This window comes from Streptomyces sp. CB02400, assembly GCF_001905725.1.
Classification (GTDB): Bacteria; Actinomycetota; Actinomycetes; order Streptomycetales; family Streptomycetaceae; genus Streptomyces; species Streptomyces atrovirens.
The window spans coordinates 244,030-268,501 of sequence record NZ_LIWB01000001.1; the positions used below are offsets into that span (position 1 = coordinate 244,030).

The following is a 24,472-nucleotide window of genomic DNA, read 5'->3' on the forward strand; positions in this document are numbered from 1 at the left end:
GGCCTGCGGTCCGTACGCCGTCCGTACGACGACGCCGCCCTTCGCGCATCAGTAGGCCCCCTGCCCGTAGAGCACCGCACGCAGTGTCTTCCACAAGATCACTGTGTCCAGGGCGAGCGACCAGTCCTCCACGTACCGCAGGTCCAGCCGGACCGCCTCCTCCCACGACAGGTCGCTGCGTCCGCTGATCTGCCACAGGCCGGTGAGGCCGGGCTTGACCAGCAGCCGCCGCCGGATGTCCGGGCCGTAGGCGGCGGACTCCTCCGGTAACGGAGGCCGCGGACCGACGAGCGACATCGATCCGGTGAGTACGTTGAAGAGCTGCGGGAGTTCGTCGATCGAGTACCGGCGCAGCACCGCTCCCACCCGGGTCACCCGCGGATCCCGGTGGAGCTTGAACAGCGGGCCGGCGCCCTCGTTCAGGTCGGCCAGCTCGGCACGGGCCCGGTCGGCCCCGGCGACCATGGTGCGGAACTTGAGGATGGTGAACTCGCGGCCGTCCTTGCCGACCCTGCGCTGGCGGTAGAACGCCCCGCCCCGGCTGGTCGTCAGCACGAGCAGTGCGACGCCCACCATCAGCGGCGCGAACAGCAGCAGCAGGACCGCCGCGCCCAGCCGGTCGACGACCCCTTTGACCGCCCGGCGGCCCCCGGTGAAGGTCGGCATGCTGACCCGCAGCAGCGGGATCCCGAGCACCGCGTCGATGTGCAGCCGAGGGCCGGCCACCTCCATCAGCACGGGGGCGACGACCATCTCGGCGTCGCTGCCCTCGAGGTTCCAGGCCAGCCGCTGCAGCCGGTGCGGTGACCAGTGCGGGTCCGGGGTGACCGCGACGACCCGGTAGCCGTCGCGGCGGACGTGGTCGGCGACGTCCGTCAGCCGGCCGACGACGGGCACTCCGTCCACCCGGTCACCGTCGGGCCCGAGACCGTCCGTCGTGCACACCGCGTCCACCCGCCAGCCGAGGTGCGGGAACCTCCGGGTCCGGGTGATCAGATCGTGCACGGTGGCCGGGCTCCCGGCGGCGAGCACCGGTCTCAGGCACCGGCCTTCCTTCCGCTCCCTGTGCAGCCACAGGCGCAGCAGATACCGCGCGATCATGGTGACGACCGCGATCGCGGGGATCGCCACGAAGATCCAGAGTTTGATGTTGCGCGAGGTGAGGGCGATTCCGCCGAGCGCCAGGACGACGGTCGCCATGAACAGTGAGCGTCCGAGCCGGCGGAATTCCTCGGCGCCCTGGCCGAGAACGGACGGAGACCACGCCCGGCCCACCGCGAGCGCCCCCAGCACCAGCAGCCAGGTGCCGAAGGCGAGAATCCCCCACTTCTCATGCCAGTTGGCCGCGTCCCGGACCCCGAAGAAGTTGCCTATCGCCGCCACCACGAAGGCGGTGGTCACCGTGTCGCCGGTGATCACGGTACGGCGGTACCGCTGCTCCCAGTCGGTCGCGGGTCTGCTGATTGCCCCGTTCGCCGGACGCTCGCGCGTCGACGGAAACGGGCCGACTAATTCCCCCTGCCGCACAGAACCCCCCAGGTCCCCAGTGGTTCGACGTGTTCCCCTGACACCGTTTCTCCACCCGGGAGGCCCCCGCCTCCCGCGCCGCGCTGTTCCTCCCCACGGGAGGCCCCCGCCCCCCGCACATGCCGTCCCGGCTGTTCCAGAACTGGTTGAACGACCCACCCCGGCGACCTCGGGTGCTCCCCGCACCCGGGGTCATCAATGGTCACCTTGTGCCCGAACGGCTGAAGCAAGGTCAATCTAGACCATCGGGGCCAGTATGTAGAGGGGATGTGTGTGATTCGTGCGCAAGCTTTGAGACGGGATCGGCCGGCCGGTGACCGCCCGCGGGCGCAGGGCGCGTATGACCTGCCGATCACCGCGATCCACCCGGGAAACCGGGCGAGGACCCCGGATAGAATCGCCCGTATGGTCCGATCGTCCCGTGGTGAGGCGAGCCCCGGGATGTGGCGGCGCGAGGCGGGCACCGTGGTGCGCAGGGTCGGGGTGCCCCCGGAGCGGGAGGCGGCCCCTTTCGTCATCGCCGCCGGGTTCCGGATCCCCCGCGTGCCCACGGAGTGGGCGCCGCACGCGCACGCCTCGCACGAACTCGTCTGGGTGCGCGGGGGCACGCTGACCTCCCGGGTGGCGGACCGCGTCTTCACCGTGTCCGAGGGGTACGGGCTGTGGATGCCCGCCGGAGTGGTGCACGGGGGCCGGGCGACGGCGGGCGCGGAGTTCCACGACGCCTTCTTCGCCCCTGACCGCACACCGTTCGTGTTCGGGGAACCGAAGGCGATCGCGATGACGCCGCTGCTCGCGTCGCTGCTGACCCACCTGGCCCGCACGGACCTCGACGCGGCGGCCAGGGCGCGGGCGGAGTCGGTCGTGTTCGACGTGCTCCAGCCGGCGGAACGCCAGTTCGCGCTGCAGTTGCCCGGTGACGCCCGGATCGACGCGATCGCCGAAGCCCTGCTGGACGATCCCGCCGACCCCCGCTCGCTGGAGGAGTGGGCGCGGTGGCTGGGAATCAGCGACCGCACGATCACCCGCGCGTTCCGTCACACGACGGGTCTCTCCTTCGCACAGTGGCGGCAGGTGCTGCGCGTGCACCGGGCGCTGACGCTCCTCTCCGAGGGCTTCGACGTGACGACGGTCTCCGAGACCCTCGGCTACGCGCAGCCCAGCTCCTTCATCGCCGCCTTCCGGCGGGTCATGGGAACCACGCCGGGCGCGTTCTTCGACACGGCCGACGGCACCCCCGAGGGTGTCCGGAATCCCGTATCGCGTGTCCAGAACTCCTGATTGTCGACACGGCGAGCGGAATATAACCTTCTCGGAGTTAGGTAACCCTTAGTTGTTGCTCGCCGTGAACGGTGTCCGCCGTGCGTGGGGGAGTCCGCGGCCCGGCCGGTGAAGCCGGCCGGAGGGTGCCGTACTCCTTGCCCCTCCGACCGTCCGGACCCCTCGATGTTCACAAGTCCCTTCCTCCGGCACGCCGTTCGCCCCGCGGCCGGCCCCGCGACCGCCCTCAACGGGCACGACCTGGTGCTGCGGTACGGCGGCGAACCGGTCGTCCACGGCGTCTCGCTCACCCTGGAACCCGGCCGCGCGACCGCCCTGGTGGGGCCGAACGGCAGCGGGAAGTCCACGCTGCTGCGCGCACTCTCCCGACTGCACCGGGTGGACACCGGCCGGGTGACGCTCGGCTCCTCCGACGGATCGCCCGAGCGTGACACGGCCCTGCTCAGCCCCCGTCGGTTCGCCCGCGAGGTCACGCTGTTCTCCCAGTCGAGGCCCGCGCCCCAGGGGCTGACGGTCGCGGAGGTCGTGGCCTTCGGACGCCACCCCTACCGGCGCGGCTTCGCCGGACCGACCGCCGAGGACCGGACCGCCGTCGACCACGCCATGGGCGTCACCGGTGTGCGGGACATGGCCGGCCGGCCGGTCGGGGAACTCTCCGGCGGGGAGATGCAGCGCGTCTGGCTCGCGGCCTGCCTGGCCCAGGACACCGGCGTCGTCCTGCTGGACGAACCGACCAACCACCTGGACCTGCGCTACCAGATCGAGACGCTCGACCTGGTGCGCGACCTCGTCGAGGAGCACGGCATCGCGGTCGGGATCGTGCTGCACGACCTCGACCAGGCGTCCCGCGTCGCGGACACGCTGGTCCTGATGCGCTCCGGCCGCGTGCACGCGGTGGGAGCACCCGCCGACGTCCTCACCGCCGAGAACATCGGCGAGGTCTACGACATCCGTGTCGAGGTCGGCACCGACCCCCGCACGGGCCGTCTCCGTATCGACCCCGTCGGACGGCACCCCGTTTGAAACGGCACTCCGTTTGAAACGGCACTCCGTTTGAAACGGCACTCCGCCGCCCGACGAACCATGTAACGAACCGCAAGAAAGAGGCCCCTCCATGAACCGTGCCCGTCGCCTGGCGGCGTCGGCCTCCACCGGGCTCGCCCTCCTCGCCGCAACGGCCTGCGGCACGACCGACGTCGACAAGACCGAGGCCGGCACCGGCGCCGGAGCCAGTGCGTCGCCCGCGTCGGAGAGTTGCGCCGAGGACACCACGACCACCTCGACCGCGCCGGTCTCCTTCAAGGACGGCGTCGGCCGGCAGGTGAAGCTCGACAAGCCCGCCCAACGGATCGCCGTCCTGGAATGGCAGCAGATCGAGGACGCGCTGACCCTGTGCGTCACCCCCACCGCGGTCTCCGACGCGAAGGGGTACAGCACCTGGGTCAGCGCCGAGAAGCTGCCCGACGGGGTGACGGACATCGGCACCCGTGAGGAACCCGACCTCGACACCCTCTACGCGGCCAAGCCCGACCTGATCATCGTGGAGGCGTTCGACGCCGACGACGAGACGATCGCGAAGCTGGAGAAGAGGGGCGTCCCCGTGATGGCCACGCGAGGGGCGGACCCGAAGGACCCGATCGGGAACATGCGGGAGGTGTTCAGCATGATCGGAAAGGCGACGGGACGCACCGAGCGGGCCGACCAGGTGCTCGAGGAGTTCGACGAGCACCTCGCGACGGCGAAGCAGAAGGTCACCGACGCCGATCTGCCGACGAAGGACTTCCTCTTCTTCGACGGATGGCTCCAGGGCGGCAACCTCACCGTCCGCCCCTACAGCGACGGCGCCCTGTTCACCGAGATAGGCAAGGAACTCGGCATGAACCCCGCGTGGACCGACGACGTCAACAAGGACCACGGGGACGGAGGCGTCGACCCCTCCTACGGCCTCGCGCAGACCGACGTCGAGGGACTCACCGCGGTGGGGAACGCCAACCTCTTCTACGCCAACGACGAAGGGGCCGGCGGGTACGTCGCGGCGCTGGAGAAGAACCCGATCTGGAAGACCCTCCCGGCCGTGAAGGAAGGCCGCGCGCACGCGTTCCCGGCGCGGGTGTGGGGCGCGGGCGGACCGCGCTCCTGCGCGCAGGCGATCGACGCGTACGTCGACGTGCTCGACAAGAAGTGAGCGCACCGCACACAGCGGCGCCCGCGGGGACGACGCCGCCGCGCACCGAGCGCGGCGGCGGCCCCGCCGGGGCGGCCGTCCTGGCCCTCCTCCTCGCCGTGACCGTCCTGGTGGGCATGTGGCACCTGACGCAGGGGACGTCGGGCGTCGGCGTCGGCGACCTGGTGCGCCACCTCGCCGAGGAAGAGGAGAACCCCGGCGGGGCACCGGTCGGCGAGATCCTCACCGGCTCGCGACTGCCGCGCCTGCTCGCGGGCGTGGCGGTGGGCTTCGCCCTCGGCTGCGCCGGCGCGCTGCTCCAGTCCGTCACCCACAACGCGCTCTCCTCCCCCGACACCCTGGCGGTCACCGCCGGCTCCTACTTCACGCTCACGCTCGTCGCGGCCCTCGGCCTCACCGTCCCGCTCTGGGCGTCGGGCGCCGTCGCCTTCGCCGGCGGCCTGCTCGCGGCGGCACTCGTCCTGCTCCTCGCGGGCCGGGCCGCCGGCACCGCGGGCACCCGGCTGATCCTCGCCGGATCGGCGACGGCGATGGCCCTGGACGCGGCGACCGGGATGCTCCTCATCCTGTTCGACCAGAACACCACCGGCCTCTTCGCCTGGGGGAGCGGCTCGCTCGCCCAACTGAACATCGACGCGTCGGTACGCGCCTTCCCGCTCGTGGCCGTGGTGCTGTGCGCCGCCCTGGCGCTGTCCCGGCGGCTGGACGTGATGAACCTCGGCGACGACGCCGCCTCCACCCTCGGCGTGCCGGTCCGGGCCACCCGCGTGACCGCCGTGCTCTGCGCGGTCCTCCTGACCGGCACGGCGGTGACCCTCGCCGGCCCGATCTCCTTCGTCGGCCTCGGCGCCCCCGTCCTGGCCCGCCTGGTCGCGGGACGGGTCCGGGCGCTGCGCCGGCACCTCCTCCTGGTGCCCGCGGCCGGTCTCCTCGGCGCGCTGCTCATCCTGCTCGCGGACGCGGTCCTGCGCGCGGTGCAGGGCGCGGACGGGGCCGCCTCCATACCCACCGGCGTGCCGACCGCGCTGCTCGGCTCCGTCGTGATCGTGGTCCTCGCGCTCCGCCTCCGCGACACGGGCGGGATCCGGCAGGCGCCGCACGCGCGGGTCGCCGTACGGTCCCGCCGCGGGTTCCTCCTCGTCGTGCTCGGCGCGGTGACGCTCCTGGCCGGGGCGGCCCTCGTGGCGGTCCTGGCGGGGAGCCTCTGGCTGCGGACGGGCGACATCGCGCTCTGGGCCCGGGGCGCCGCCCCGGACCTGATCGGCCAGGCGCTCGACGACCGGGTCCCGCGCGTGGCCGCCGCGGTCCTCGCCGGCGCGGCGCTCGGACTGGCCGGATGCGTCGTACAGAGCGCGGTGCGCAACCCGCTGGCGGAGCCGGGGGTGCTCGGCATCACGGCGGGCGCCGGGCTGGGCGCGGCGAGCGTCGTCACCTCGGGCCTGTCCGGCGGACGGCCGGTACTCGTCGCGGTCGCGGTCGCGGCGGGGCTCGCCACCTTCGCGGTGATCGCCCTGCTGGCCTGGCGCGGCGGCTTCCTGCCCGACCGGTTCGTACTGATCGGCATCGGCATGGGGTACGGCCTCGCCTCCGTCACCACCTTCCTCCTGCTGCGCGCCGACCCGTACAACACGCCCCGGATCTTCACCTGGCTCTCCGGCACGACCTACGGCCGTACGCTGCCCGACGTCGTACCGGTCGCGGTGGCCCTGGCGCTCGCGCTTCCCGTGCTGCTCTTCCTGCGCGGTCGGCTCGACCTGCTCGCCGTCGACGAGGACACCCCGCGCGTCGTCGGCGTCCGGGTGGAACGCACCCGCCTCACCGCGCTGGCGATCGCCGCGGTGCTCGCGGCGCTCAGCGTGATCGCCATCGGCGTCGTCGGCTTCGTGGGGCTCGTCGCCCCGCACCTCGCCCGGTCGCTGGTGGGCGCCCGGCACGGCCGCGCGATCCCGGTCGCGATGCTGCTCGGCGGAGTACTGGTCTGCGTGGCCGACGCCCTCGGCCGCACCCTCGTCGCCCCCGCCCAGGTCCCGGCGGGCCTCATGATCGCCCTGGTCGGCGCCCCGTACTTCGTCTGGATACTCCGGAAGTCCCGTGCATGACACGGGCCGACAACACACCCACGCCACCCGGCTCACCACCGGCCCAGGGCCACACCGAGCGACGGCCGGGGCTCCGCCTGCCCCGGCCCGTCGACCGACCTCGGCCTTCGGCCTGTCGACCGGCCCTGGTTCTCGGTCTGCCGGCCGGGTCCGGCCTCCGGCTGCCGGTCCGTCGGCCGGAGCCCGGAGCTCGGAGCTCGGAGCCGAGTCCGAGCCGTCACGGGCCCGCGAGTGAGTCTCCGTCCCTCATCCCCTCCGCCCCGTCAGGAACACCGCAATGCCGCCTCAGCAGGAAACGCCCGTGAACAGCATCGTCGTCCCGTTCGAAACCGATACGTCGCCGGACCTCCTGAGGCGGCTCGGGCGTCACGAGGTGCCGGAGCGCTGGCGTGCGGCCGACCGGTCCGCCCACGCCCCGCACCTCGTGGCCGTACCGGGGGACGACGGTGAGGACTGGGCCGCCGCCGCGCTCGTGACGGCACGTCCGCACACGGCCTATCTGAAGATCGTCGACGCCGTGGGCGACGTGTCGGCGGCCGTCGGAGCCGTCGTCGCCCACGCACGCCGCCACAAGCTCGCGCAGGTCAAGTGGGAAGGGTGGACGGCGCGCCCCGAGGACGCCGCCGCCGCCGGCTTCGCCCCGTTGCGTCCTCCGCTCGCGCAGGCGGAGGACGCGGCCGGGCCCGCCACCGGTTACGTGCGCTGGCTGCACGACGGCACGGTGCCCGAACCCCCGTACTACGGGCAGACCACGCACTTCACGTGCGGCGCCGTCACCGCCCTGGTCGCGCAGGCGCACGTGGGGACGCTGCCGGGGGAGGGGTTCGACCGCCGGGCGGAGCTGACGCTGTGGCGCGACGCGACCAACTTCCCCGCGTGCGAGCCCGTCGGACTGGGCGTCGCCGTGCGCCGGGCGTGGCCGTCGTCCCCCGTCACGGTCCACCTCGACACGGACCGGCCCGTCCTGCTCGACCACCTCCCGGAGAAGGAACAGGAGTGGCGGGCCCTGCTCCAGGACGCGTCGCGCGCGGACGCCGGACGGGCCGGCGTCCCGATCGACCCGACCCGTCTCTCCATGACCGCGCTCCGGGACGCGCTCGGCCGACGGGAGCACGTACTGCTCCTGCTCTCGCTCGCCCGGATGCAGGGCTTCGAGGTGCCGCACTGGGTGCTCTGTCATGCCGCCGTGCCCGGTGCCGTGGTGATCGAGGACCCGTGGGCCGACGCGGCCACGGGGGACACCTGGGTCGACGCCCATCTGCTGCCCGTCCCCGACCCGTCGCTCGACACCATGTCGGCCCTCTCGGCGGACGGCTTCCGCGGTGCTGTGACCATCGGCCGCCCGCGCCCGTAGTACCCCGGCTACCGGGAGGAGCGACGGCCGGTCAGCGGGTCCCCGGCCGTGCGGACGGCCTCGGCGATCCAGGCCATGGCCTCGGGCACGTCGTAGTTGCCGGCGTGCGGCTGGTTCCAGGCGAGCCGGTGGTCGAGGTCCTCGACCTGCTTGTCGGCGGCGAGTGCGCGGTCGAGGTTGACCGACACGGTGAAGGCGGTGTCCCGGTCGCGGGTGCCGTGGCGGACGTACCAGTTGGGCGCGGTGTCGGCGCGGGTGCCGATGAAGTCCATCGGGTTGATGAGGTGGACCTGGTCGTCGACGGTGGTGCTCTTCCTGCTCGTGTACTGCTTCCAGGTCAGCTCGGTGTCGTCGAGGCCGCTGCCGTCGCCGGGCACGTCGTTGTGGTTCCAGCCGAACTCGGTGTAGTTGAGGTACTTCTGCGTCGGCGGGCCGAAGAGGTTGGTCTCGGTGCGGCTGGTGGTGTTCCCGTCGACGCCCACCGCGTCGAAGGCCGGGGTCGTCTTCAGTGTGGCCTGGGTGGCGACGAAGGTGAGGTACTTCGCCATGTCGACGGAGCGCACCGTGCGGGTGGCGCTGTCGACGTCGATCCAGTCGTTGACGTACGACGTGGTGGTGCCCCTCGACGTGATCTCGAAGGTGCCGCCCAGCGGCGGGATCGTGTGGGCGGGGTCCGCCTCCAGGTAGGTCTCCGCGGAGCGGACGACCTCCTCCTCGATGGTGTCGAGCATGGTCGCGGCGGTGAGCCGGGAGCCGTCGGGGGTGCGCAGCCCCAGGCTCTTCTCGTACGCCGCGAACCGGGCCGCTATCTCGGCGGCTCCCTCGGGCGAGGGGTTCGAGCCGGTGATGTCACGGGTGCCGAGGACGTCGTACAGCCACTCGTAGGCCACGTCGGCGTTGCCGAGGTCGGTGATCGGGCAGTACGCGTTGACGGCGAAGACGTCATCGCTCAGGGTGCTGCGCCCCTTCGCATCGATGCCGGCGGCGCCGATCGCGGCGAGGTACGAGTGGTACTCGGAGCTGTTGCCCGAAGCCCCCAGGATCGACGCCAGCGCGCCACCGCCACTGGTGCCGTTGACGACGATCCGCTCCGCGCTGCCGGGCATCACGGCGTCGTTGAGGCGCAGGTAGCGCACGGCGGCCTTGGCGTCGACCACCGCCGCGGGGGCCTTGCCGGGGGAGGAGCCGTCGGCGCCGACCAGCCCGCGGCTGCGGTTGGCGACGTCGACGAAGACGTACCCCGCCTTCAACGCGGCACCTACGTTGCTGGTCGAACTGTCGTAGGAGGCGCCGGCGGTCACGCTCGCCCGTATGTAACTGGCCATCCAGCCACTGTTGTTCACCGCGAAGTAGACCGGCGCCCGCCGGTCGCCGAAGGCGCTCTCGGGGACGAAGACGTTCATGCTCTGGTAGCCGCAGGCGGTGTTCGGGATGGTGGTGCTGCCGCCGCCGGGACCACCGGACTGCTGTGCCGCGGCGGCGACCGGGTTCGCCACGTAGCAGATCTCCTTGTACCAGCGCACGCCCACCGGCCGGCCGTCGACGGTGACGGTGATCGTCGTGTAGCCGGTGGAGTCGAAGGCGAGCACCGCGTCCTGGGGGTCCGCGGCATGGCCGCGGCTCCCCGAAGGGGCTGCCGTCGCCACGGAGGCCGGCACCGCGAGGGCCGTGAGAACGAGGGAACCCGTGATCGCCACGCTTCTCAGGAGGCGTTCGCGGGCCACCGGGCGTCCCGCCCGCACGCGCGTCGGGTGGGCGAGCGCATCACGTCCGTGGGACGCGGTCAACCGCTGCATGGGTCTCCCCTCATCGAGCACCAGGTGCTTCGCCGATGCCTCGGGGGCAAGGCGTGACGCACGCTACAAGATTGTCAACAATATGCCCAGCAATCTCGCGGACATTTTCTCCGGACTCCCGCTTCACGAGTCACCGGCCACCGATCCCTCAATGGCAACCCAACCGCCGTCCCCGGCACGGCACATGGACACGGGAGCTCATTTCGGGCGCATGCCGGCGGCTGCCGCCGACCGGCCGGTAAGTGTGCAGAAGTGCTGGTCAGGTTGTGAAGATTGGATGGATGAGGACACTCCGGTCGTGGGAAGTAACGGTTCCGATTCGGAATGGCCGTGCGACGTCGGGAACGAAGATCCGGAACGCTTCCATCCATAAGATCGCCGTGTGCTTGTCCAGCACTTGAGACGACTGGCGTGACTCTTCCATGCACGCATCACGTGTGAACACATCTCGCGTGTCCCGTTGCGGGTCCCGCCGGAGGGGAAATCTGTGTTTGCTCTTCATTCCGCGTCCGCCACGACCGGGCGGCGCACCACAGGACGGCGTATAGCCGCAGGGGCGGCCACGGCCGGACTGCTCACCATGGGCCTCCTCGCCGGCGCGGGCAACGCCGCCGCCGACGGGGACGACGTCCATCACCAGGGGGGTGCGGTCGCCACTCTCGACGGGCTGAAGACGTACGACTCGGCCCGTCTGGACCTCGGCGACGGCAAGACCAAGAACATCGCCGCCGGCCTGTTCGAGATGAGCGTCGAGGGCAGCGGCCGTCTGCAGTCGTACTGCATCGACATCCACAACCCGACCCAGGACAAGGCGAAGTACCTGGAGACCCCCTGGGCCCAGACCTCGCTCGGCGCCAACGAGAACGCCGGAAAGATCCTCTGGATCCTCCAGAACTCGTACCCGCAGGTCGACGACCTGACGGCGCTGTCCCAGAAGTCGGGTGCCCAGGGGCTGACGGCCAAGACCGCCGCGGCCGGCACCCAGGTGGCCATCTGGCGCTTCTCGGACGGGGCGAAGGTCGAGGCCCGCGACGCGCAGGCCGAGAAGCTCGCCGACTGGCTCGAGGCCCAGGCGCAGAACCTCCAGGAGCCGAAGACCTCCCTCACGCTGGAACCCAACGCGGTCTCCGGCAAGGCCGGCGGCAAGCTCGGCCCGGTGACCGTGCGCACCGACGCCGGCCAGGTCTCCGTCGCCGCCTCCGCCGACGCCGCCGGTGCCGGCGTCAAGGTGACCGACAAGGACGGCAAGGCCCTCACGTCCGCCGGCGACGGCACCGAGCTGTACTTCGACGTCCCCGAGGGCACGGCCGACGGTTCGGCCTCGCTGACGGTCCGGGCGACCACCGAGATCCCGGTCGGCCGCGCGTTCGCGAGCCCCAGCAAGAGCCAGACGCAGATCCTCGCCGGCTCCAGCGAGTCCACGGTCACGGCCGACGCGACCGCGAACTGGGCCACCAAGGGCGCCATCCCCTCGGTCACGGCGGAGAAGAACTGCGCCAAGGGCGGCGTCGACGTCACGGCGAGCAACGAGGGCGACACCCCGTTCACCTTCGAACTCGCGGGCACCGAGCACACGATCGAGGCGGGCGGCAGCAAGACGGTGACCGTCCCGGTCGACGAGGACGCGGCGTACGACTTCACCATCGAGGGCCCGAACGGCTTCTCGGAGCGTTTCCAGGGCGTCCTGGACTGCAAGACCCAGGGCACCCCGGGAACCGGGACGCCGGGCACCGACGGTGACACCCCGTCCTCGGCCCCCAGCCCGGCCGGCGGCTCCGCCGACGACACGACCGGTGGCGAGGGCGACCTCGCGAACACCGGCGGCTCCAGCGCGACGCCGGTGATCGCGGGCATCGCGGTGGCCCTGGTGGTCGCGGGCGGCGCGGCGATGTTCTTCCTGCGCAAGAAGAAGGCGGCCGCCGGGGAGTGACCGGCGGCTGACCCGGCCGACGGGCCCGGCACACGCGACGCGTGCGCCGGGCCCGTCCGTCACGGAGGCCCGTCCCGACCGGACTCGACCACTCCACGCCACCGGACAGTGCCCTGCGGGCACAGGGCACAGAACGCAGGGCACAGAACGCATGGCGCAGGGCACAGGACGCAGGCGTTGCGCGCTGCGCCGCTAGAGGTACGACGTGATCACCACGACCGAGACGAGTTCGCCGGCGGCGGAGCGGCCGAGCCATACCGGCCACGTCCCGTCGCCCCCGGTGCAGAACGACACCAGGTCGCTTCCCGTCGCCTCGTCGACGGCGTGTATGTGGCCGTCGCCGACGGACACGCACGCGTCGCCGTCCTGCTCCTCGTAGTAGCGCCTGACCTTCCCGGACAGCGTCTCCCAGGCCGCGGCGTCCGCGAAGCAGCCGGCGGCCCCGTCGGTGCCGAAGCCGTAGGCGTGGCCGTCGAGGAGCAGACGGGGGTCCTCGCCCTCGCTCAGCGCCAACTCCCAGGTGACGGCGGGCTCGTCCCGGATCAGCAGGCGCACGACGGGCTCCTCGGTGACCGGGAACCGCTCCTCGCCGTACGTGCCCTCGCCGACGATCACGGCCGTCTCCAGCGCGTACTCGCCGGGGGGTACGCGCTCGGTGAGTTCCCGGGGCTCCTTGTCGAGGGGGTCCGAGACGGCCAGGCGCCCGGTCGGGATCCGCACCATGGCGATGTGCCGGGGTTCGGCCGTCTCCGTGTTCTCCCAGGGCTCCATGGGGAAGGAGTTCCCCGGCTGGAAGAGGTCGGCGACCGCCAACTCCATGCGCCGGGGCTCCGGCGGGTGCCACAACGACGCGTCGCCCGCGAAAGCCGCCTCCGGTGCGGTGACGTCATGGGGTGCGGTCCCGTCCGACGGCCGGGACGCGTCGGCCGCCCGGACTCCGAACTCCGACCGGTCGTGCCACCGCCGCTCCTCCGGCATATCGGCCAGGGTGTGGAACGACCCGCCCTTGTCACCACGCTCTTCCAGGATCTTCCTGCCCCTGTGATCGGGGTAGAGCTCCACCGTGAGCCGCCAGGCGTCGGGCGCCAGGTCCGGCTGCTCCGGTGCGGCGTACCGTCGTTCCACGTACCGCCGCAGGAACAGACGGTCGTCCTCCAGCAGCCGGAGGTCGACGTCGTGGGTCCGTCGTCCCAGCTCGTCGTAGGCCCACTGCCCGACGAAGTGGTCACGCCAGGCGATGAGATGCACTTCCGCGGGGACCGCGCGCCCCGGGGCCCGGTGCAGCACCACGTAGGGCTCCCCGGCCCCGTCCCGTTCCTCCGCCTGCGCCCGCGTCAGCGGCCTGAACGCGCGCCGGGCAACGGCGTCCCAGCCCTCGGCGTAGGAAACCGCCACCGTGTCCTTGCCCATGCCCCGCCCCTCCGGCCCGGTTCCGGCCGCCCGAGGACGAACCGCGACCTGCTGATCAATTCCCGGGCAGCCTAATCCCCGCCTACGACAACGGCTCCGGCCGCGGTGACGCAGGCATCGGCAACGCGATCGGGGTGAGGGGGCGGCCGACGTGTCTACCGCCGCGCCCCTGCGCGACCCGTGCTTCCGGTTCATTCCATCAGGCATGACGGGGCCGTTCTCCCTGCGCCGCGGTCTCCGCTCCCCGAGGATCGCCCTGCGGCGGACGCAGTCGTGGAGCGACGGAACAGGAGAGGGGGACGGCATGCATCTGACTCCGCACGAGCAGGAGCGCCTGCTGGTCCATGTGGCGGCGGATGTCGCCCGGCGGCGCCGTGAGCGCGGGCTGTTGCTGAACTATCCCGAGGTGATGGCGCTGTTGACGGCACACGTCTACGAGGAGGCGCGGGCCGGGGAGACGGTCGACTCGGTGATGGAGTCCGGGCGCCATGTGCTGCGGCGCGACGAAGTCATGGACGGCGTACCGGAGATGGTCACCAACGTCCAGGTCGAGGCGACGTTCCCGGACGGGACGAAGCTGGTGACCATCCACGACCCGTTCGACGAGGCGGACACCGAGGTGGACGTCCATCCGGGGAAGCGGGAGCTGCTGCCGGACGAGGACGAGTACCGGGTGGCGTTCAACGTGGGCGCCACACCCGTGCCGTTGGAGGTGGCCAATCCCGAGGACCGTCCGATCCAGGTGGGCTCCCACTTCCACTTCGCGGAGGTCAACGAGGGTCTGCGCTTCACCCGTGAGGACGCCCACGGGATGCGGCTGCACATCGCCTCCGGCACCTCCGAACGGTTCGAGCCCGGCGACGCGCGCACCGTGATGCTGGTGCCCATCGCCGGGGAGCGGATCGTGCAGGGACTCCAGGCCGACAAGAGCGAAGAGGAGAAGGACCTCGATGCCCGACAGGACTGAGAACGAGAACGCGAAGCCCTGGGAGCCGCTGACGCGCTCCCGCTACGCCGACCTGTACGGGCCCACCACCGGGGACCGGATCCGGCTCGCCGACACCAACCTCCGGCTGAGGATCGACGCGGACTGGTGCGGCGGGCCCGGCCGCAGCGGCGACGAGATGGTCTTCGGCGGCGGCAAGGTGATCCGCGAGTCCATGGGGCAGTCGCACATCCCGCGCGACCATGAGCGCAAGCCGGTGGACACGGTGATCACCGGGGCGCTGATCCTGGACCACTGGGGCGTGGTCAAGGCCGACGTCGGGCTGCGCGACGGCCGGATCCAGGCGATCGGCAAGGCGTACAACCCCGAGACCATGACGCCGCCCGGCAACACCGACCCGCGCGCGTCGTCCTTCGTCGTGGGACCCGAGACGGAGGTGATCTCCGGCCAGGGACGCATCCTGACCGCCGGCGGCGTCGACACGCACGTGCACTTCCTGTGCCCCGGCCAGATCCACGAGGCCCTCGCGTCGGGCGTGACCACCCTGATCGGCGGCGGCACCGGCCCCGCCGAGGGCAGTACGGCCACCACCGTGACGCCCGGCAAGTGGCACATCCAGCGGACTTTCGAGGCGCTCGACGCCTTCCCGGTCAACATCGGCCTGCTCGCCAAGGGCAGCACCGTCTCCGAGAAGGCGCTGCACGACCAGGTCAAGGCCGGCGCCCTCGGCTTCAAGATCCACGAGGACTGGGGCGCGACCCCGGCCGTGATCGACGCGGCCCTGACGGTGTGCGAGGAGACCGGTGTCCAGGTCGCCCTGCACGCCGACTCCCTCAACGAGTCCGGCTTCGTGCACCACACCTTCGCCGCGACCAAGAAGAACCGCCGGACCAAGGACACCGCCGACTACCGCGGCCTGCACATCTTCCACATCGAGGGCGCCGGCGGCGGCCACGCCCCCGACATGATCAGCCTCGCGAGCAAGCCGAACGTACTGCCCGCGTCGACCAACCCCACCCGGCCCTTCACGGTCAACACCGTGAAGGAACACGTCGACATGATGATCGTCTGCCACCACCTCAACCCGGAGGTCGAGGCGGACATGGCGTTCGCCGACTCCCGGATCCGGCCCTCCACCATGGCCGCCGAGGACCTGCTGCACGACATGGGCGCCATCTCGATGATGTCCTCCGACGCCCAGGCCATGGGCCGCATCGGCGAGATGATCCTGCGGACCTGGCAGACCGCGCACGTCATGAAGTCCCGCTACGGCCATCTGCGCGAGGACGACGCCGACGCGGACAACTTCCGGGCCCGGCGCTACGTCGCCAAGTACACCATCAACCCCGCCGTCACCCACGGCATCGACCACGAGGTCGGTTCCGTCGAGGACGGCAAACTCGCCGACCTGGTCCTGTGGGAGCCGAAGTTCTTCGGCGTGAAACCCCACATGGTCATCAAGGGCGGCCAGATCGCCTACGCGCAGATCGGCGACGCCAACGCCTCCATCCCCACCCCGCAGCCCTATCTGCCGCGCCCGGTCTGGGGCTCCCAGGGCCGGGCCCCGGCGGCGAACTCCTTCAACTTCGTCGCCGAGGCCGCCCTCGACGGCGAACTCTCCCGGACCGGACTGCTCAAGCCGCTGCGCGCGATCCGCTCCACCCGGGGCGTCACCAAGGCCGACATGGTGCACAACAACGGGCTGCCGGAGATCGACATCGACCCCGACACCTTCGACGTCACCATCGGCGGCGCCACCACCTCCGACGTCCGCACCAGCGTCGACGGACACGAGGTCGGACGGAACTACGCGACGGAACTCCCCCTGGCCCAGCGGTACTTCCTGTTCTGATCCCCGGCCGGGGCCGGCCCCGGACCTCATGCGAAAGGCGGGCCATGAGCCGCACCGCCCTGCTCCTCCTGGCCGACGGCCGCTTCCCCGCCGGCGGGCACGCCCACTCCGGCGGGATGGAGGCCGCCGTCGCCTCCGGAAGCGTCCACGACACGGCCGGACTGGAGGCGTTCTGCCGCGGGCGGCTGCACACCGCCGGACTGACCGCCGCCGGTCTCGCCGCCGCGGCCGCCACCGGACACGACCCCCTCGCCCTGGACGAGGCAGCCGACACCCGCACCCCCGCACCGGCCCTGCGCCGCGTCGCCCGCCGCCTCGGCCGGCAACTGATGCGCGCCGCCCGCGCCACCTGGCCCAGTACCGAACTCGACCACCTCGCCCACCACCGCCCCCAGGGCGCCCACCAGCCGGTCGTCCTCGGCGTCACGGCCCGCGCCGCCGGCCTCACCCCGCTCGACGCCGCCCACGCCGCCGCCTACGACAGCGTCGGCGGCCCGGCGACCGCGGCGGTACGCCTGCTGAGCCTCGACCCGTTCGAGGCCACCGCGGTCCTGGCACGGCTCGCCGAGGAGTGCGACACCGTCGCCGGTGCCGCGGCCCGCGCGGCGGAGCGCGTGGCCGTCGAGGGCGTCACCGTCCTGCCCGCCGCGTCCGCCCCGCTGCTGGACATCACCGGCGAGCAGCACGCCGCCCGTCCCGTCCGCCTCTTCGCCTCCTGACCCGCCCGCCCGCACCGCACCGCCCTGGAGCCCCCGTGCACCTGGACCACCCCGTGACCCTGCCGCACCGCCACACCCACAGCGCCGACGCCCGGCGCCCGGACGGCAGCCGCCGCGCCCTGCGGATCGGCTTCGGCGGGCCGGTCGGCTCGGGCAAGACCGCGACCGTCGCCGCGCTGTGCCGCACCCTGCGGGACCGGCTGTCCCTCGCCGTGGTCACCAACGACATCTACACCCAGGAGGACGCCGCCTTCCTGCGCCGCGAGGCCGTACTGCCACCGGAGCGCATCACCGCCGTGGAGACCGGCGCCTGCCCGCACACCGCCATCCGCGACGACATCTCCGCCAACCTCGAAGCGGTCGAGCAGCTCGAACAGGACCTGGGCCCACTCGACCTGATCCTCATCGAATCCGGGGGAGACAACCTCACCGCGACCTTCTCCCGCGGACTCGTCGACACCCAGGTCTTCGTCATCGACGTGGCCAGCGGCGACGACATCCCCCGCAAGGGCGGCCCCGGCATCACCACCGCCGACCTCCTCGTGGTCAACAAGACCGACCTGGCGCCGTACGTGGGAGCCGACCTGGACACCATGAGGGCCGACACCCGCAGGCAGCGGGGCGACCTGCCGTACGCCTTCACCAGCCTGACCACGGCCGACGGCATCCGCCCGGTCACCGACTGGGTCACCGAGCGCCTCGCCGCCTGGCACGCCGGAGTCACCGGGTGACGGCCGCCGCCGCCCAGACCCCGGCCGGGGACCTTCCGAAGCCCCGCCCCCACCCCGCCGGCGTCCGCGCCACCGCCCGGCTGAGGGCCACCCACAACGGCCGCGCCACGACACTCCCCCTCCTGCACAGCGACGGCCCCTTCCACCTGCGCCGGCTGCGGCCCCGCGGGGAGCGGGCACGGGTCTGCGTGCTCGGCGCGATGAGCGCACCGCTCGGCGGGGACAGACTCGCGCTCGACATCACCGCCGAGGCGCACACCCGGCTGGAGGTGACCACGTCCGCCGCCACCATCGCCCTGCGCGGCTCCACCACGGACCCCGCCACCTACGACGTACGGCTCACCGTAGGCGAACACGCGTCACTGAACTGGCTGCCCCAGCCGCTGATCAGCGCGCGGGGCAGCACCCTGCACCAGACGTACGAGGTGGACCTCGCCAAAACCTCCCGGCTCCTGCTGCGCGAGGAGCAACTCCTCGGACGCACCGCCGAACCCTCGGGCCACCTGTCCACCCGCCTGACCGTACGACGCGACGGCCGCCCGGTCCTCGACCAGCACACCGTCTACGGGGCCCCGGCCCCGGCGTGGGACGGCCCCGCCGTACTGGGCGGCCACCGGGCGACCGGCCAGCTCCTCCTCGTCGCCCCCGAACCGGTGCCGCTCCCGGAGCCCGTCCTCCTCGGCGAACCGGAACGGGGCCACTGCGTACTGGCGCCGCTCGCCGAAGGCACGGCACTCCTCGCCACCGCCGTCGCCCCGACCCCGACCCGGCTCCGCGACCTCCTCGACACCGCGCTCGCACACGTCTCCGACGCGGCGACGTCGCCCTCGAGGTGAGAACGTCACGCCGAGCACGCCGATCTCATCGACGAACTTCCAGTCGTCCTGCTACGCGGCGGCGCGGCGGGAGCCGGCCGAGGCCATGCCGAGCCATGTGTGGGGGTTGCCCTCCCAGCACCAGCCGAGTTTGGGAGCGTGCCGGCTGATCCAGATCGCCGGGACGCGGCGGTCGCCGGAGCGTGAACCGCCGAGGGAGAAGCACTTGTTCTTGACCAGGATCTCGGGGAAGTGGGTGATCAACGCGATCCCCTCCTCGATGGTGAGCGGGGTGCGTCCCCTGGCGGCGATGGTGTCCATGGCGTCTTTGGGCACGGCACCGCAGAACTCCTCCCCGCGCTCGATGTCGAACAGCAGGTAGGCACGCCGGTCGGGGAGGCCGGTCTCCTTGACGGTGACGAACCGTTCGAGGGCGCCGGGCTCGAAGGACCGGTCCACGAAACCGGGCTGGGTCTTTCCGCGGAGGGTGGTGCGCGCCATCGTCTGCTCGATCGGGACGACTTCCCGGGTGACCACGAGCAGGAAGGGCACGCGCCCGGTGCCCGGCGCCCATGTGCCGTGTCCGATGCCGGTGACGAGGTCGCGCAGGGGTGAGACCAGGGCGGTGAACTGTTCCGGGGTCAGGCGGGCCGTCGTCGGACGGTCCCGTTCGACGAGGTTGCGGACCTGCCGGTCGAACTCGGCGCCGGGGTCGATGGCGGTGTGTGTCATGGTGTCCTCTCGGGCGGTTCGGGTCACGGACAGGGCTTGGCGATCATCGGCGAATTGCGGCAGTACGCCCTCGGGGAGTTCGGACAACTCGCGGAAGAACCGGGGAACCGGTCCGGCTCCTCGCGGTTCCGGGCGGGGACGATCGTGTGGCCGAACGCCACGGGCGAGGTTCTCTCCTGGGTCAGGGCAGCGGTTTCGGGGTGATACGGGCGAGGGCGCCGGTCTCCAGCGCCGTCCACACGGCGCCGTCGGGGCCGAGGGTGATGCCGTGCGGCTCCGAGCCGGACGTGGGCAGGTCGTGCACCTCGATCACGCCCTCGGTGGTGATGGAGCCGACACGGTTGCCGCCCCACTCCGTGAACCACAGGACGCCGTCGGCGCCCGTCGTGATGGCGTGCGGCCGGCCGGCGCGGTCGGGCAGCGGGAACTCCCTGACCTCGCCCCCGGTGGTGATGCGGCCGATGTGGCCGGCGGCGATCGCGACGTACCAGACGGCGTCGTCGGGACCGAGGGCGATGCCGACCGGTGCGGAGGCCGCGGTGGGCAGCGGGTGGACGGTGACCGTGCCGTCGGTGCCGATCCGGCCGATCGCGTCGGCCTGGTTCATGGTGAACCACATCCCGCCGTCCGGTCCCGCGGTGATCGCGGACGGGAACGCGCCGGTGGCCGGGAGCGGGAACTCGGTGACCTCACCGCCGGTGGTGATGCGGCCGATGCGGTCGGCGGTGGTCTCGGTGAACCACAGCGCCCCGTCGGGCCCCGCCGCGATGCCGAACGGCCCGCACTCCGCGGTGGGCAACGGGAACTCCGCGACGGCGCCGTCGGTGGTGATCCGGCCGATGCGGTGGGCCCGGTACTCGGTGAACCACAGGGCGCCGTCCGGTCCGGTGGTGATGATCGTCGGCCCGCAGTCGGGGTCGAGCCGGTGGCTCTCCGGTTCGGTGCCGGGCACGAGCCGGCCGATCCGGCCACTGTGGACCAGGGTGTACCACAGCGCGCCGTCCGGGCCGGTGGTGACCGCGTACGGTCCGCCGCCGCCCACGGGGTGTTCCTCGATCGACACGTCTGTCATGCGGTCTCCGGTCCGTGGTCGGCGGCGATGCGGGCGATGTCGGCCGGGGTGCCGGCCATGATGGTGCGGGCGTGTTCGGTGACCAGCTCCGCCGGCCAGTCCCACCAGGCGGCACGCAGGAGCCGGTCGATGTCGGCGTCGTCGAACCGCTGCCGGATCGGGCGGGCCGGATTGCCGCCGACGATCGTGTACGGCGGTACGTCCGCGGTGACGACGGCGCCGGCGGCGATGATGGCGCCGTCGCCGATGCGTACGCCGGGCATGACGGTGGACCGGTACCCGAACCAGACGTCGTTGCCGACCACGGTGTCGCCCCTGCTGGGCATGCCGGTGACGATGTCGAGGGTCCGCTCGGCCCACTCGCCGCCGAACATGGTGAACGGGAAGGCGGACACACCCATCGTCGGGTGGTCGGCGCCCGCCATCAGGAACCGGGTGCCCGTGGCGATGGCACAGTACTTGCCGATGATCAGCCGTTCCGGGCCGTAGGCGTAGAGCACGTTGTGGTGCTCGAAGCCGGTGGCGCCGTCCGGGTCGTCGTAGTAGGTGTACTCGCCCACGACGATCTTCGGCGAGCCGACCAGCGGTTTGAGGAACACCACCCGCTCATGTGCCGGCAGCGGGTGGAGGGTCATCGGATCGGGTGTCAACTTCCAGCTCCTGGTGAAGTGGTGACCGCGGGGACGGGGTCGAGGAAGCCGTAGACGCGGCGCAGCCGGGACCGCTCGGCGACCATGACGGCGAGTCCGACGATCACGGCAGGGCCGCCGGCCGGCGCCAGTTCCCAGGCGAGGCGGGCCACGTCGTGGTGGCCGTCGACCTTCCCGGCCGGCCGGTACACCAGGCCCGGGAACTGCCGCTGGGCCGTGGCCACCACGTCCTCGATGGCGTCGCGGCCCTCGGCCGTCACGATCGGATCGACGTAACCGGCGTCGTCGGTCCACAGTTCGTCGACGAGCGCCCGGCGCCTGGCCGGGTCGCGCTCGTTCCAACTCGCCAGGTACCGCCTGGCCAGCTCTTCGAAGCCGGACATGGTCGATCTCCCTCCGCCGCCGTGCTCTGTTCCACCACGCTAGGGCCGGGGGCCGGGAGCGGAATCCGTCACGCCCCGGCAATCCGGCCCGGGATCGCCGGCTGGCTTAAGTACGCTCGCCACGTGTTGCACGGACGGAGTGACGAGATATCGGTCATCGACCGCTTGCTGGCGGACTGCCGGACCGGTCGCAGCGGTTGCCTGCTCATCACCGGGGAGCCGGGCATGGGCAAGACCGCGTTGCTGGAGTACGCGGCGTCGGCGGCCGACGGCTTACGGGTCGTGCGCGGCACCGCGGTCGAGTCCGAGGCCCACCTGCCGTTCGCCGGCCTGCACCTGCTGCTGCGGCCCGCCCTCGACCGGACCGACGCCCTCCCCGCCCCGCAGGCGCGTGCCCTGCGCGGGGCCTTCGGTCTCGCCCCGGCCGAACCGGGCGACCGCATGCTCGTCGGCCTCGCCGTCCTCTCCCTCCTCGCCGAATTCGCCGACGGCGGGCCCGTCCTGTGCCTCGTCGACGACGCGCAGTGGCTGGACCGGGCGTCGGCCGAGGCCCTGCTGTTCGCCGCGCGGCGGCTCGACGCCGAGGGCACGGCGCTGATCATCACCGCCCGGACCGGCTTCGACGCCCCCGGACTCGCCCACCTGCCGCTGAAAGGGCTCGACGCGCCCGCCGCCGCCGGCCTGCTGGCCGAGCACGCCGCCACGCTGTCCCCCGCCAACCGGTACCGGGTACTGGCCGAAGCACAGGGCAACCCGCTCGCCCTCCTCGAACTGCCCCTCGCCCTCGCCGCCGGCCGGCCGGTCGCCGCCGGCCAGGCCCTGCCCATGACCGACACGGTCCAGGCGGCGTTCCTCGACCGGGTACGGCGGCTGCCCGAGCCGAGCAGGCACCTGCTGCTCGTCGCGGCCGCCGAGGACACCGGTGACCGCGACGTCGTCCTGCGCGCGGCCGCCCCTCTCGGCTGCCGCCCCACGGACCTGGTGCCCGCGGAAACGGCGGGGCTGCTCCGGGTGGACAACCACACCGTGCGCTTCCGCCACCCCCTCGTGCGGTCGGCCGTCTACCAGGCGGCGCCGGTCAGTCTCCGCCTCGTGGTGCACACGGCCCTCGCCGAGGCCCTCCACCGGCCGGAAGACGCCGACCGGCGCGCCTGGCACCACGCCGTGGTGGCCACCGGCCCCGACGAGCAGGTGGCCGCGGAACTGGAGAGCACCGCCCGACGGGCCACCGAGCGCAGCGGATACGCCGCCGCGGCGGCGGCCTACGAACGGGCCGCGCAGCTCACGGAGTCCGGCACGGACCGGGCCCGCCGACTCGTGCTGGCCGCGGAGGCGATCGCCGAGGAAGGCGACATCGACCGCATGGTGGAACTCGCCCGGCACGGCGCGGCGAGCACCGACGACCCGGCCCTGACCGTGCGCGCCATCCGGGTCCGCGCCGCCGCGGCGTTCCACCACGGCCTGCTCCGCACGGCCCGCCGGCTGCTGACCGAGGCGGCCGAGCTGACCCGGGACGACGATCCGGCACTGGCCGCCCACATGATGCTCGACGCGGTGCACGCCGCCTGGTACCTCGGGAAGGACGAGATCGCGGACACCGCGGACCGGCTGGCCGCCCTGCCGCTGCCGCCCGAAGAGCCGCTCACCCACGTGGCCCGCCTGCTGACCTGGACGGTGCGGTCCGCGATCGGCCAGGGGGACCGGGACCACGGGACCCTCACACGACGCGTCGCGGCCGCCGAACGGACCGGATTCGGCGGCCCGCACGACACGATCCTGGTCGGAGCCACCAGCCTCCAGGCCGCCGGCCAGGACACCGAGGCACACCGGGTGGCCGGCGAGCTCCTCGCCCAGTGCCGCGACCGCGGATGGATCGGCCGGACACCGCCCGCGCTGGCGTGTGTCGCCCGCACGTCGACCTTCCTCGGCCGGCACACCGACGCCTGGGACGAGGCGACCGAAGCGCTGCACATCGCCCAGGAGCTCGGACACCGGCAGTGGATCGCCGAGATCAGCGGCGTACTGGCCTACCTGGCCGCGGTGACGGGCGACGAGCGACGCTGTCACGCCTTCGCCGACGACGCGCTCGCCGCGCCGGAGCCCGACACGGCCCCGCCCGGCATGTCCTGGGCGCACTGGGCACTGGCCCTGCTCGACCTCGGCCACGCCCGGTGGGAGTCCGCCCGCACCCGCCTGGCCGCCCTGCACACCGGACCGGTGAGCCATCAGCTTCCCGGCCTGCGCAGCATTCCCGACCTGGTCGAGGCGGCGGTGCGGCTCGGCCGGCCGGCCGACGCCCGTGAGCCGCTCGCACGGCTCACGGCCTGGGCACACGACGCCGCGCAGCCGTGGATCGACGCGCACGTCCAACGCTGCCGCGCGCTGCTCGCGCCGGAAGCGGACGCGGCGGAGCTGTACCGGGCCGCATTGCGGCTGCACCCCGACGACCGGCGGTTCGAACGCGCGCGAACCGCTCTCCTCTACGGCGAGTGGCTGCGCCGCATGCGCCGCAAGTCCGAGGCCAGGACCCAACTCCGCGACGCGTTCGAGACCTTCCGGAGACTCGGCGCCACGCCCTGGGCGGAGCGGGCCCGCGCCGAGCTCGACGCGACCGGCGAAACCGTACCCGGGTCCGGGGCCGCGGACGGAACAGGAGCACTGTCCGTGCTCACCTCGCAGGAACGGAAGATCATCCGGCTGGCCGCACGCGGCCTGTCCAACCGGGACATCGCCGCGCAGCTGTTCCTCAGTCCGCGCACGGTCGGGTACCACCTCTACAAGGCGTTCCCCAAACTCGGCGTCACCGCGCGAACCGAACTCGCCGCCCTCGCACCCACGGATGCCGCGCCATGACGCCGCTTCGTGGCCCGGACCGGCCCGGAGGGGGCCGGTGCTCCCCCGGGCAGCGTGATCCCCGCCTACGACAGTGGCTCCCGATCGCGGTGACCCGCCGATCGCAGGCCACGGTACTCACCGGCCCCACAGGGGCG

Annotated in this window: 19 protein-coding genes; 12 read left to right on the forward strand and 7 right to left on the reverse strand. The window is 72.6% G+C overall.

Going from position 1 to position 24,472, the window contains the following annotated elements; translation table 11 throughout:
* Positions 1-48: 48 nt before the first annotated feature.
* Positions 49-1,527, reverse strand: coding sequence for a sugar transferase (locus AMK33_RS01000; protein WP_073930744.1), 1,479 nt, complete (start codon positions 1,525-1,527; stop codon positions 49-51).
* A gap of 405 nt (positions 1,528-1,932) precedes the next feature.
* Here AMK33_RS01000 and AMK33_RS01005 point away from each other — a divergent pair, with 405 nt between their 5' ends.
* The 5 genes from AMK33_RS01005 (at position 1,933) to AMK33_RS01025 (ending at position 8,446) form a co-directional block, all read left to right on the forward strand.
* The gene (locus tag AMK33_RS01005; RefSeq protein WP_073930745.1) at positions 1,933-2,808 is read left to right on the forward strand and encodes a helix-turn-helix domain-containing protein; all 876 of its coding nucleotides are present in this window, start codon (positions 1,933-1,935) and stop codon (positions 2,806-2,808) included.
* 165 nt (positions 2,809-2,973) lie between these two features.
* Complete coding sequence (locus AMK33_RS01010) at positions 2,974-3,831, forward strand: ABC transporter ATP-binding protein (protein WP_073930746.1); 858 nt, start codon at positions 2,974-2,976, stop codon at positions 3,829-3,831.
* Between the two features lie 91 nt (positions 3,832-3,922).
* The gene (locus tag AMK33_RS01015) at positions 3,923-4,993 is read left to right on the forward strand and encodes an iron-siderophore ABC transporter substrate-binding protein (protein ID WP_073930747.1); all 1,071 of its coding nucleotides are present in this window, start codon (positions 3,923-3,925) and stop codon (positions 4,991-4,993) included.
* Complete coding sequence (locus AMK33_RS01020; protein WP_073930748.1) at positions 4,990-7,092, forward strand: iron ABC transporter permease; 2,103 nt, start codon at positions 4,990-4,992, stop codon at positions 7,090-7,092. Before AMK33_RS01015 ends, AMK33_RS01020 begins: the two co-directional genes overlap by 4 nt.
* A gap of 277 nt (positions 7,093-7,369) precedes the next feature.
* The gene (locus AMK33_RS01025; protein ID WP_073930749.1) at positions 7,370-8,446 is read left to right on the forward strand and encodes a peptidase C39 family protein; all 1,077 of its coding nucleotides are present in this window, start codon (positions 7,370-7,372) and stop codon (positions 8,444-8,446) included.
* An 8-nt stretch (positions 8,447-8,454) separates the two neighbouring features.
* Here AMK33_RS01025 and AMK33_RS01030 read toward each other — a convergent pair whose 3' ends face one another.
* Positions 8,455-10,242, reverse strand: coding sequence for a subtype B tannase (locus AMK33_RS01030; protein ID WP_079194696.1), 1,788 nt, complete (start codon positions 10,240-10,242; stop codon positions 8,455-8,457).
* 580 nt (positions 10,243-10,822) lie between these two features.
* Between AMK33_RS01030 and AMK33_RS01035 the strand changes: the two genes are divergently transcribed.
* Positions 10,823-12,172: a Cys-Gln thioester bond-forming surface protein gene (locus AMK33_RS01035; RefSeq protein WP_073930750.1), complete on the forward strand. Its 1,350-nt coding sequence runs from the start codon at positions 10,823-10,825 to the stop codon at positions 12,170-12,172.
* A 192-nt stretch (positions 12,173-12,364) separates the two neighbouring features.
* Here the strand turns inward: AMK33_RS01035 and AMK33_RS01040 are convergent, their stop codons facing one another.
* The gene (locus tag AMK33_RS01040; RefSeq protein ID WP_073930751.1) at positions 12,365-13,582 is read right to left on the reverse strand and encodes a DUF4241 domain-containing protein; all 1,218 of its coding nucleotides are present in this window, start codon (positions 13,580-13,582) and stop codon (positions 12,365-12,367) included.
* Positions 13,583-13,886: 304 nt separating this feature from the next.
* Between AMK33_RS01040 and AMK33_RS01045 the strand changes: the two genes are divergently transcribed.
* From AMK33_RS01045 to AMK33_RS01065, 5 genes are read left to right on the forward strand one after another with little or no spacing between them, the layout of a single operon-like run.
* A complete protein-coding gene (locus AMK33_RS01045; RefSeq protein ID WP_073930752.1) occupies positions 13,887-14,549 on the forward strand; it encodes an urease subunit gamma in 663 nt (220 codons plus the stop codon).
* A complete protein-coding gene (locus AMK33_RS01050) occupies positions 14,533-16,380 on the forward strand; it encodes an urease subunit alpha (protein WP_073930753.1) in 1,848 nt (615 codons plus the stop codon). Before AMK33_RS01045 ends, AMK33_RS01050 begins: the two co-directional genes overlap by 17 nt.
* Before the next feature lie 44 nt (positions 16,381-16,424).
* Complete coding sequence (locus AMK33_RS01055) at positions 16,425-17,099, forward strand: urease accessory protein UreF (protein ID WP_073930754.1); 675 nt, start codon at positions 16,425-16,427, stop codon at positions 17,097-17,099.
* A 35-nt stretch (positions 17,100-17,134) separates the two neighbouring features.
* Positions 17,135-17,830: an urease accessory protein UreG gene (ureG, locus tag AMK33_RS01060; RefSeq protein WP_073930755.1), complete on the forward strand. Its 696-nt coding sequence runs from the start codon at positions 17,135-17,137 to the stop codon at positions 17,828-17,830.
* The gene (locus tag AMK33_RS01065) at positions 17,827-18,666 is read left to right on the forward strand and encodes an urease accessory protein UreD (protein WP_201262938.1); all 840 of its coding nucleotides are present in this window, start codon (positions 17,827-17,829) and stop codon (positions 18,664-18,666) included. The genes ureG and AMK33_RS01065 overlap by 4 nt, the downstream gene beginning before the upstream one ends.
* A 51-nt stretch (positions 18,667-18,717) precedes the next feature.
* Here the strand turns inward: AMK33_RS01065 and AMK33_RS01070 are convergent, their stop codons facing one another.
* From AMK33_RS01070 to AMK33_RS01085, 4 genes are all read right to left on the reverse strand, one after another.
* Positions 18,718-19,377 (reverse strand): DUF5701 family protein, encoded by a 660-nt coding sequence (locus tag AMK33_RS01070; RefSeq protein ID WP_073930756.1) that lies wholly within the window; start codon positions 19,375-19,377, stop codon positions 18,718-18,720.
* 181 nt (positions 19,378-19,558) lie between these two features.
* The gene (locus tag AMK33_RS01075; protein WP_073930757.1) at positions 19,559-20,449 is read right to left on the reverse strand and encodes a Vgb family protein; all 891 of its coding nucleotides are present in this window, start codon (positions 20,447-20,449) and stop codon (positions 19,559-19,561) included.
* On the reverse strand, positions 20,446-21,084 hold the full coding sequence (locus AMK33_RS01080) for a CatB-related O-acetyltransferase (protein ID WP_073930758.1): 639 nt from the start codon (positions 21,082-21,084) through the stop codon (positions 20,446-20,448). Before AMK33_RS01080 ends, AMK33_RS01075 begins: the two co-directional genes overlap by 4 nt.
* 11 nt (positions 21,085-21,095) lie before the next feature.
* Complete coding sequence (locus AMK33_RS01085; protein WP_073930759.1) at positions 21,096-21,482, reverse strand: nuclear transport factor 2 family protein; 387 nt, start codon at positions 21,480-21,482, stop codon at positions 21,096-21,098.
* A 123-nt stretch (positions 21,483-21,605) separates the two neighbouring features.
* Between AMK33_RS01085 and AMK33_RS01090 the strand changes: the two genes are divergently transcribed.
* Positions 21,606-24,335 (forward strand): helix-turn-helix transcriptional regulator, encoded by a 2,730-nt coding sequence (locus AMK33_RS01090; RefSeq protein ID WP_073930760.1) that lies wholly within the window; start codon positions 21,606-21,608, stop codon positions 24,333-24,335.
* Positions 24,336-24,472 lie beyond the last annotated feature (137 nt).

Bases quoted from the DNA above. Each gene is read 5' to 3' on its own strand.
- AMK33_RS01005 (WP_073930745.1), top strand. From the start codon at position 1,933: ATGGTCCGATCGTCCCGTGGTGAGGCGAGCCCCGGGATGTGGCGGCGC.
- AMK33_RS01030 (WP_079194696.1), bottom strand. From the start codon at position 10,242: ATGCAGCGGTTGACCGCGTCCCACGGACGTGATGCGCTCGCCCACCCG.
- AMK33_RS01085 (WP_073930759.1), bottom strand. From the start codon at position 21,482: ATGTCCGGCTTCGAAGAGCTGGCCAGGCGGTACCTGGCGAGTTGGAAC.
- AMK33_RS01045 (WP_073930752.1), top strand. From the start codon at position 13,887: ATGCATCTGACTCCGCACGAGCAGGAGCGCCTGCTGGTCCATGTGGCG.
- AMK33_RS01070 (WP_073930756.1), bottom strand. From the start codon at position 19,377: ATGACACACACCGCCATCGACCCCGGCGCCGAGTTCGACCGGCAGGTC.
- AMK33_RS01010 (WP_073930746.1), top strand. From the start codon at position 2,974: ATGTTCACAAGTCCCTTCCTCCGGCACGCCGTTCGCCCCGCGGCCGGC.
- AMK33_RS01025 (WP_073930749.1), top strand. From the start codon at position 7,370: ATGCCGCCTCAGCAGGAAACGCCCGTGAACAGCATCGTCGTCCCGTTC.
- AMK33_RS01050 (WP_073930753.1), top strand. From the start codon at position 14,533: ATGCCCGACAGGACTGAGAACGAGAACGCGAAGCCCTGGGAGCCGCTG.
- AMK33_RS01075 (WP_073930757.1), bottom strand. From the start codon at position 20,449: ATGACAGACGTGTCGATCGAGGAACACCCCGTGGGCGGCGGCGGACCG.
- AMK33_RS01040 (WP_073930751.1), bottom strand. From the start codon at position 13,582: ATGGGCAAGGACACGGTGGCGGTTTCCTACGCCGAGGGCTGGGACGCC.
- AMK33_RS01035 (WP_073930750.1), top strand. From the start codon at position 10,823: ATGGGCCTCCTCGCCGGCGCGGGCAACGCCGCCGCCGACGGGGACGAC.
- AMK33_RS01080 (WP_073930758.1), bottom strand. From the start codon at position 21,084: ATGACCCTCCACCCGCTGCCGGCACATGAGCGGGTGGTGTTCCTCAAA.
- AMK33_RS01055 (WP_073930754.1), top strand. From the start codon at position 16,425: ATGAGCCGCACCGCCCTGCTCCTCCTGGCCGACGGCCGCTTCCCCGCC.
- AMK33_RS01015 (WP_073930747.1), top strand. From the start codon at position 3,923: ATGAACCGTGCCCGTCGCCTGGCGGCGTCGGCCTCCACCGGGCTCGCC.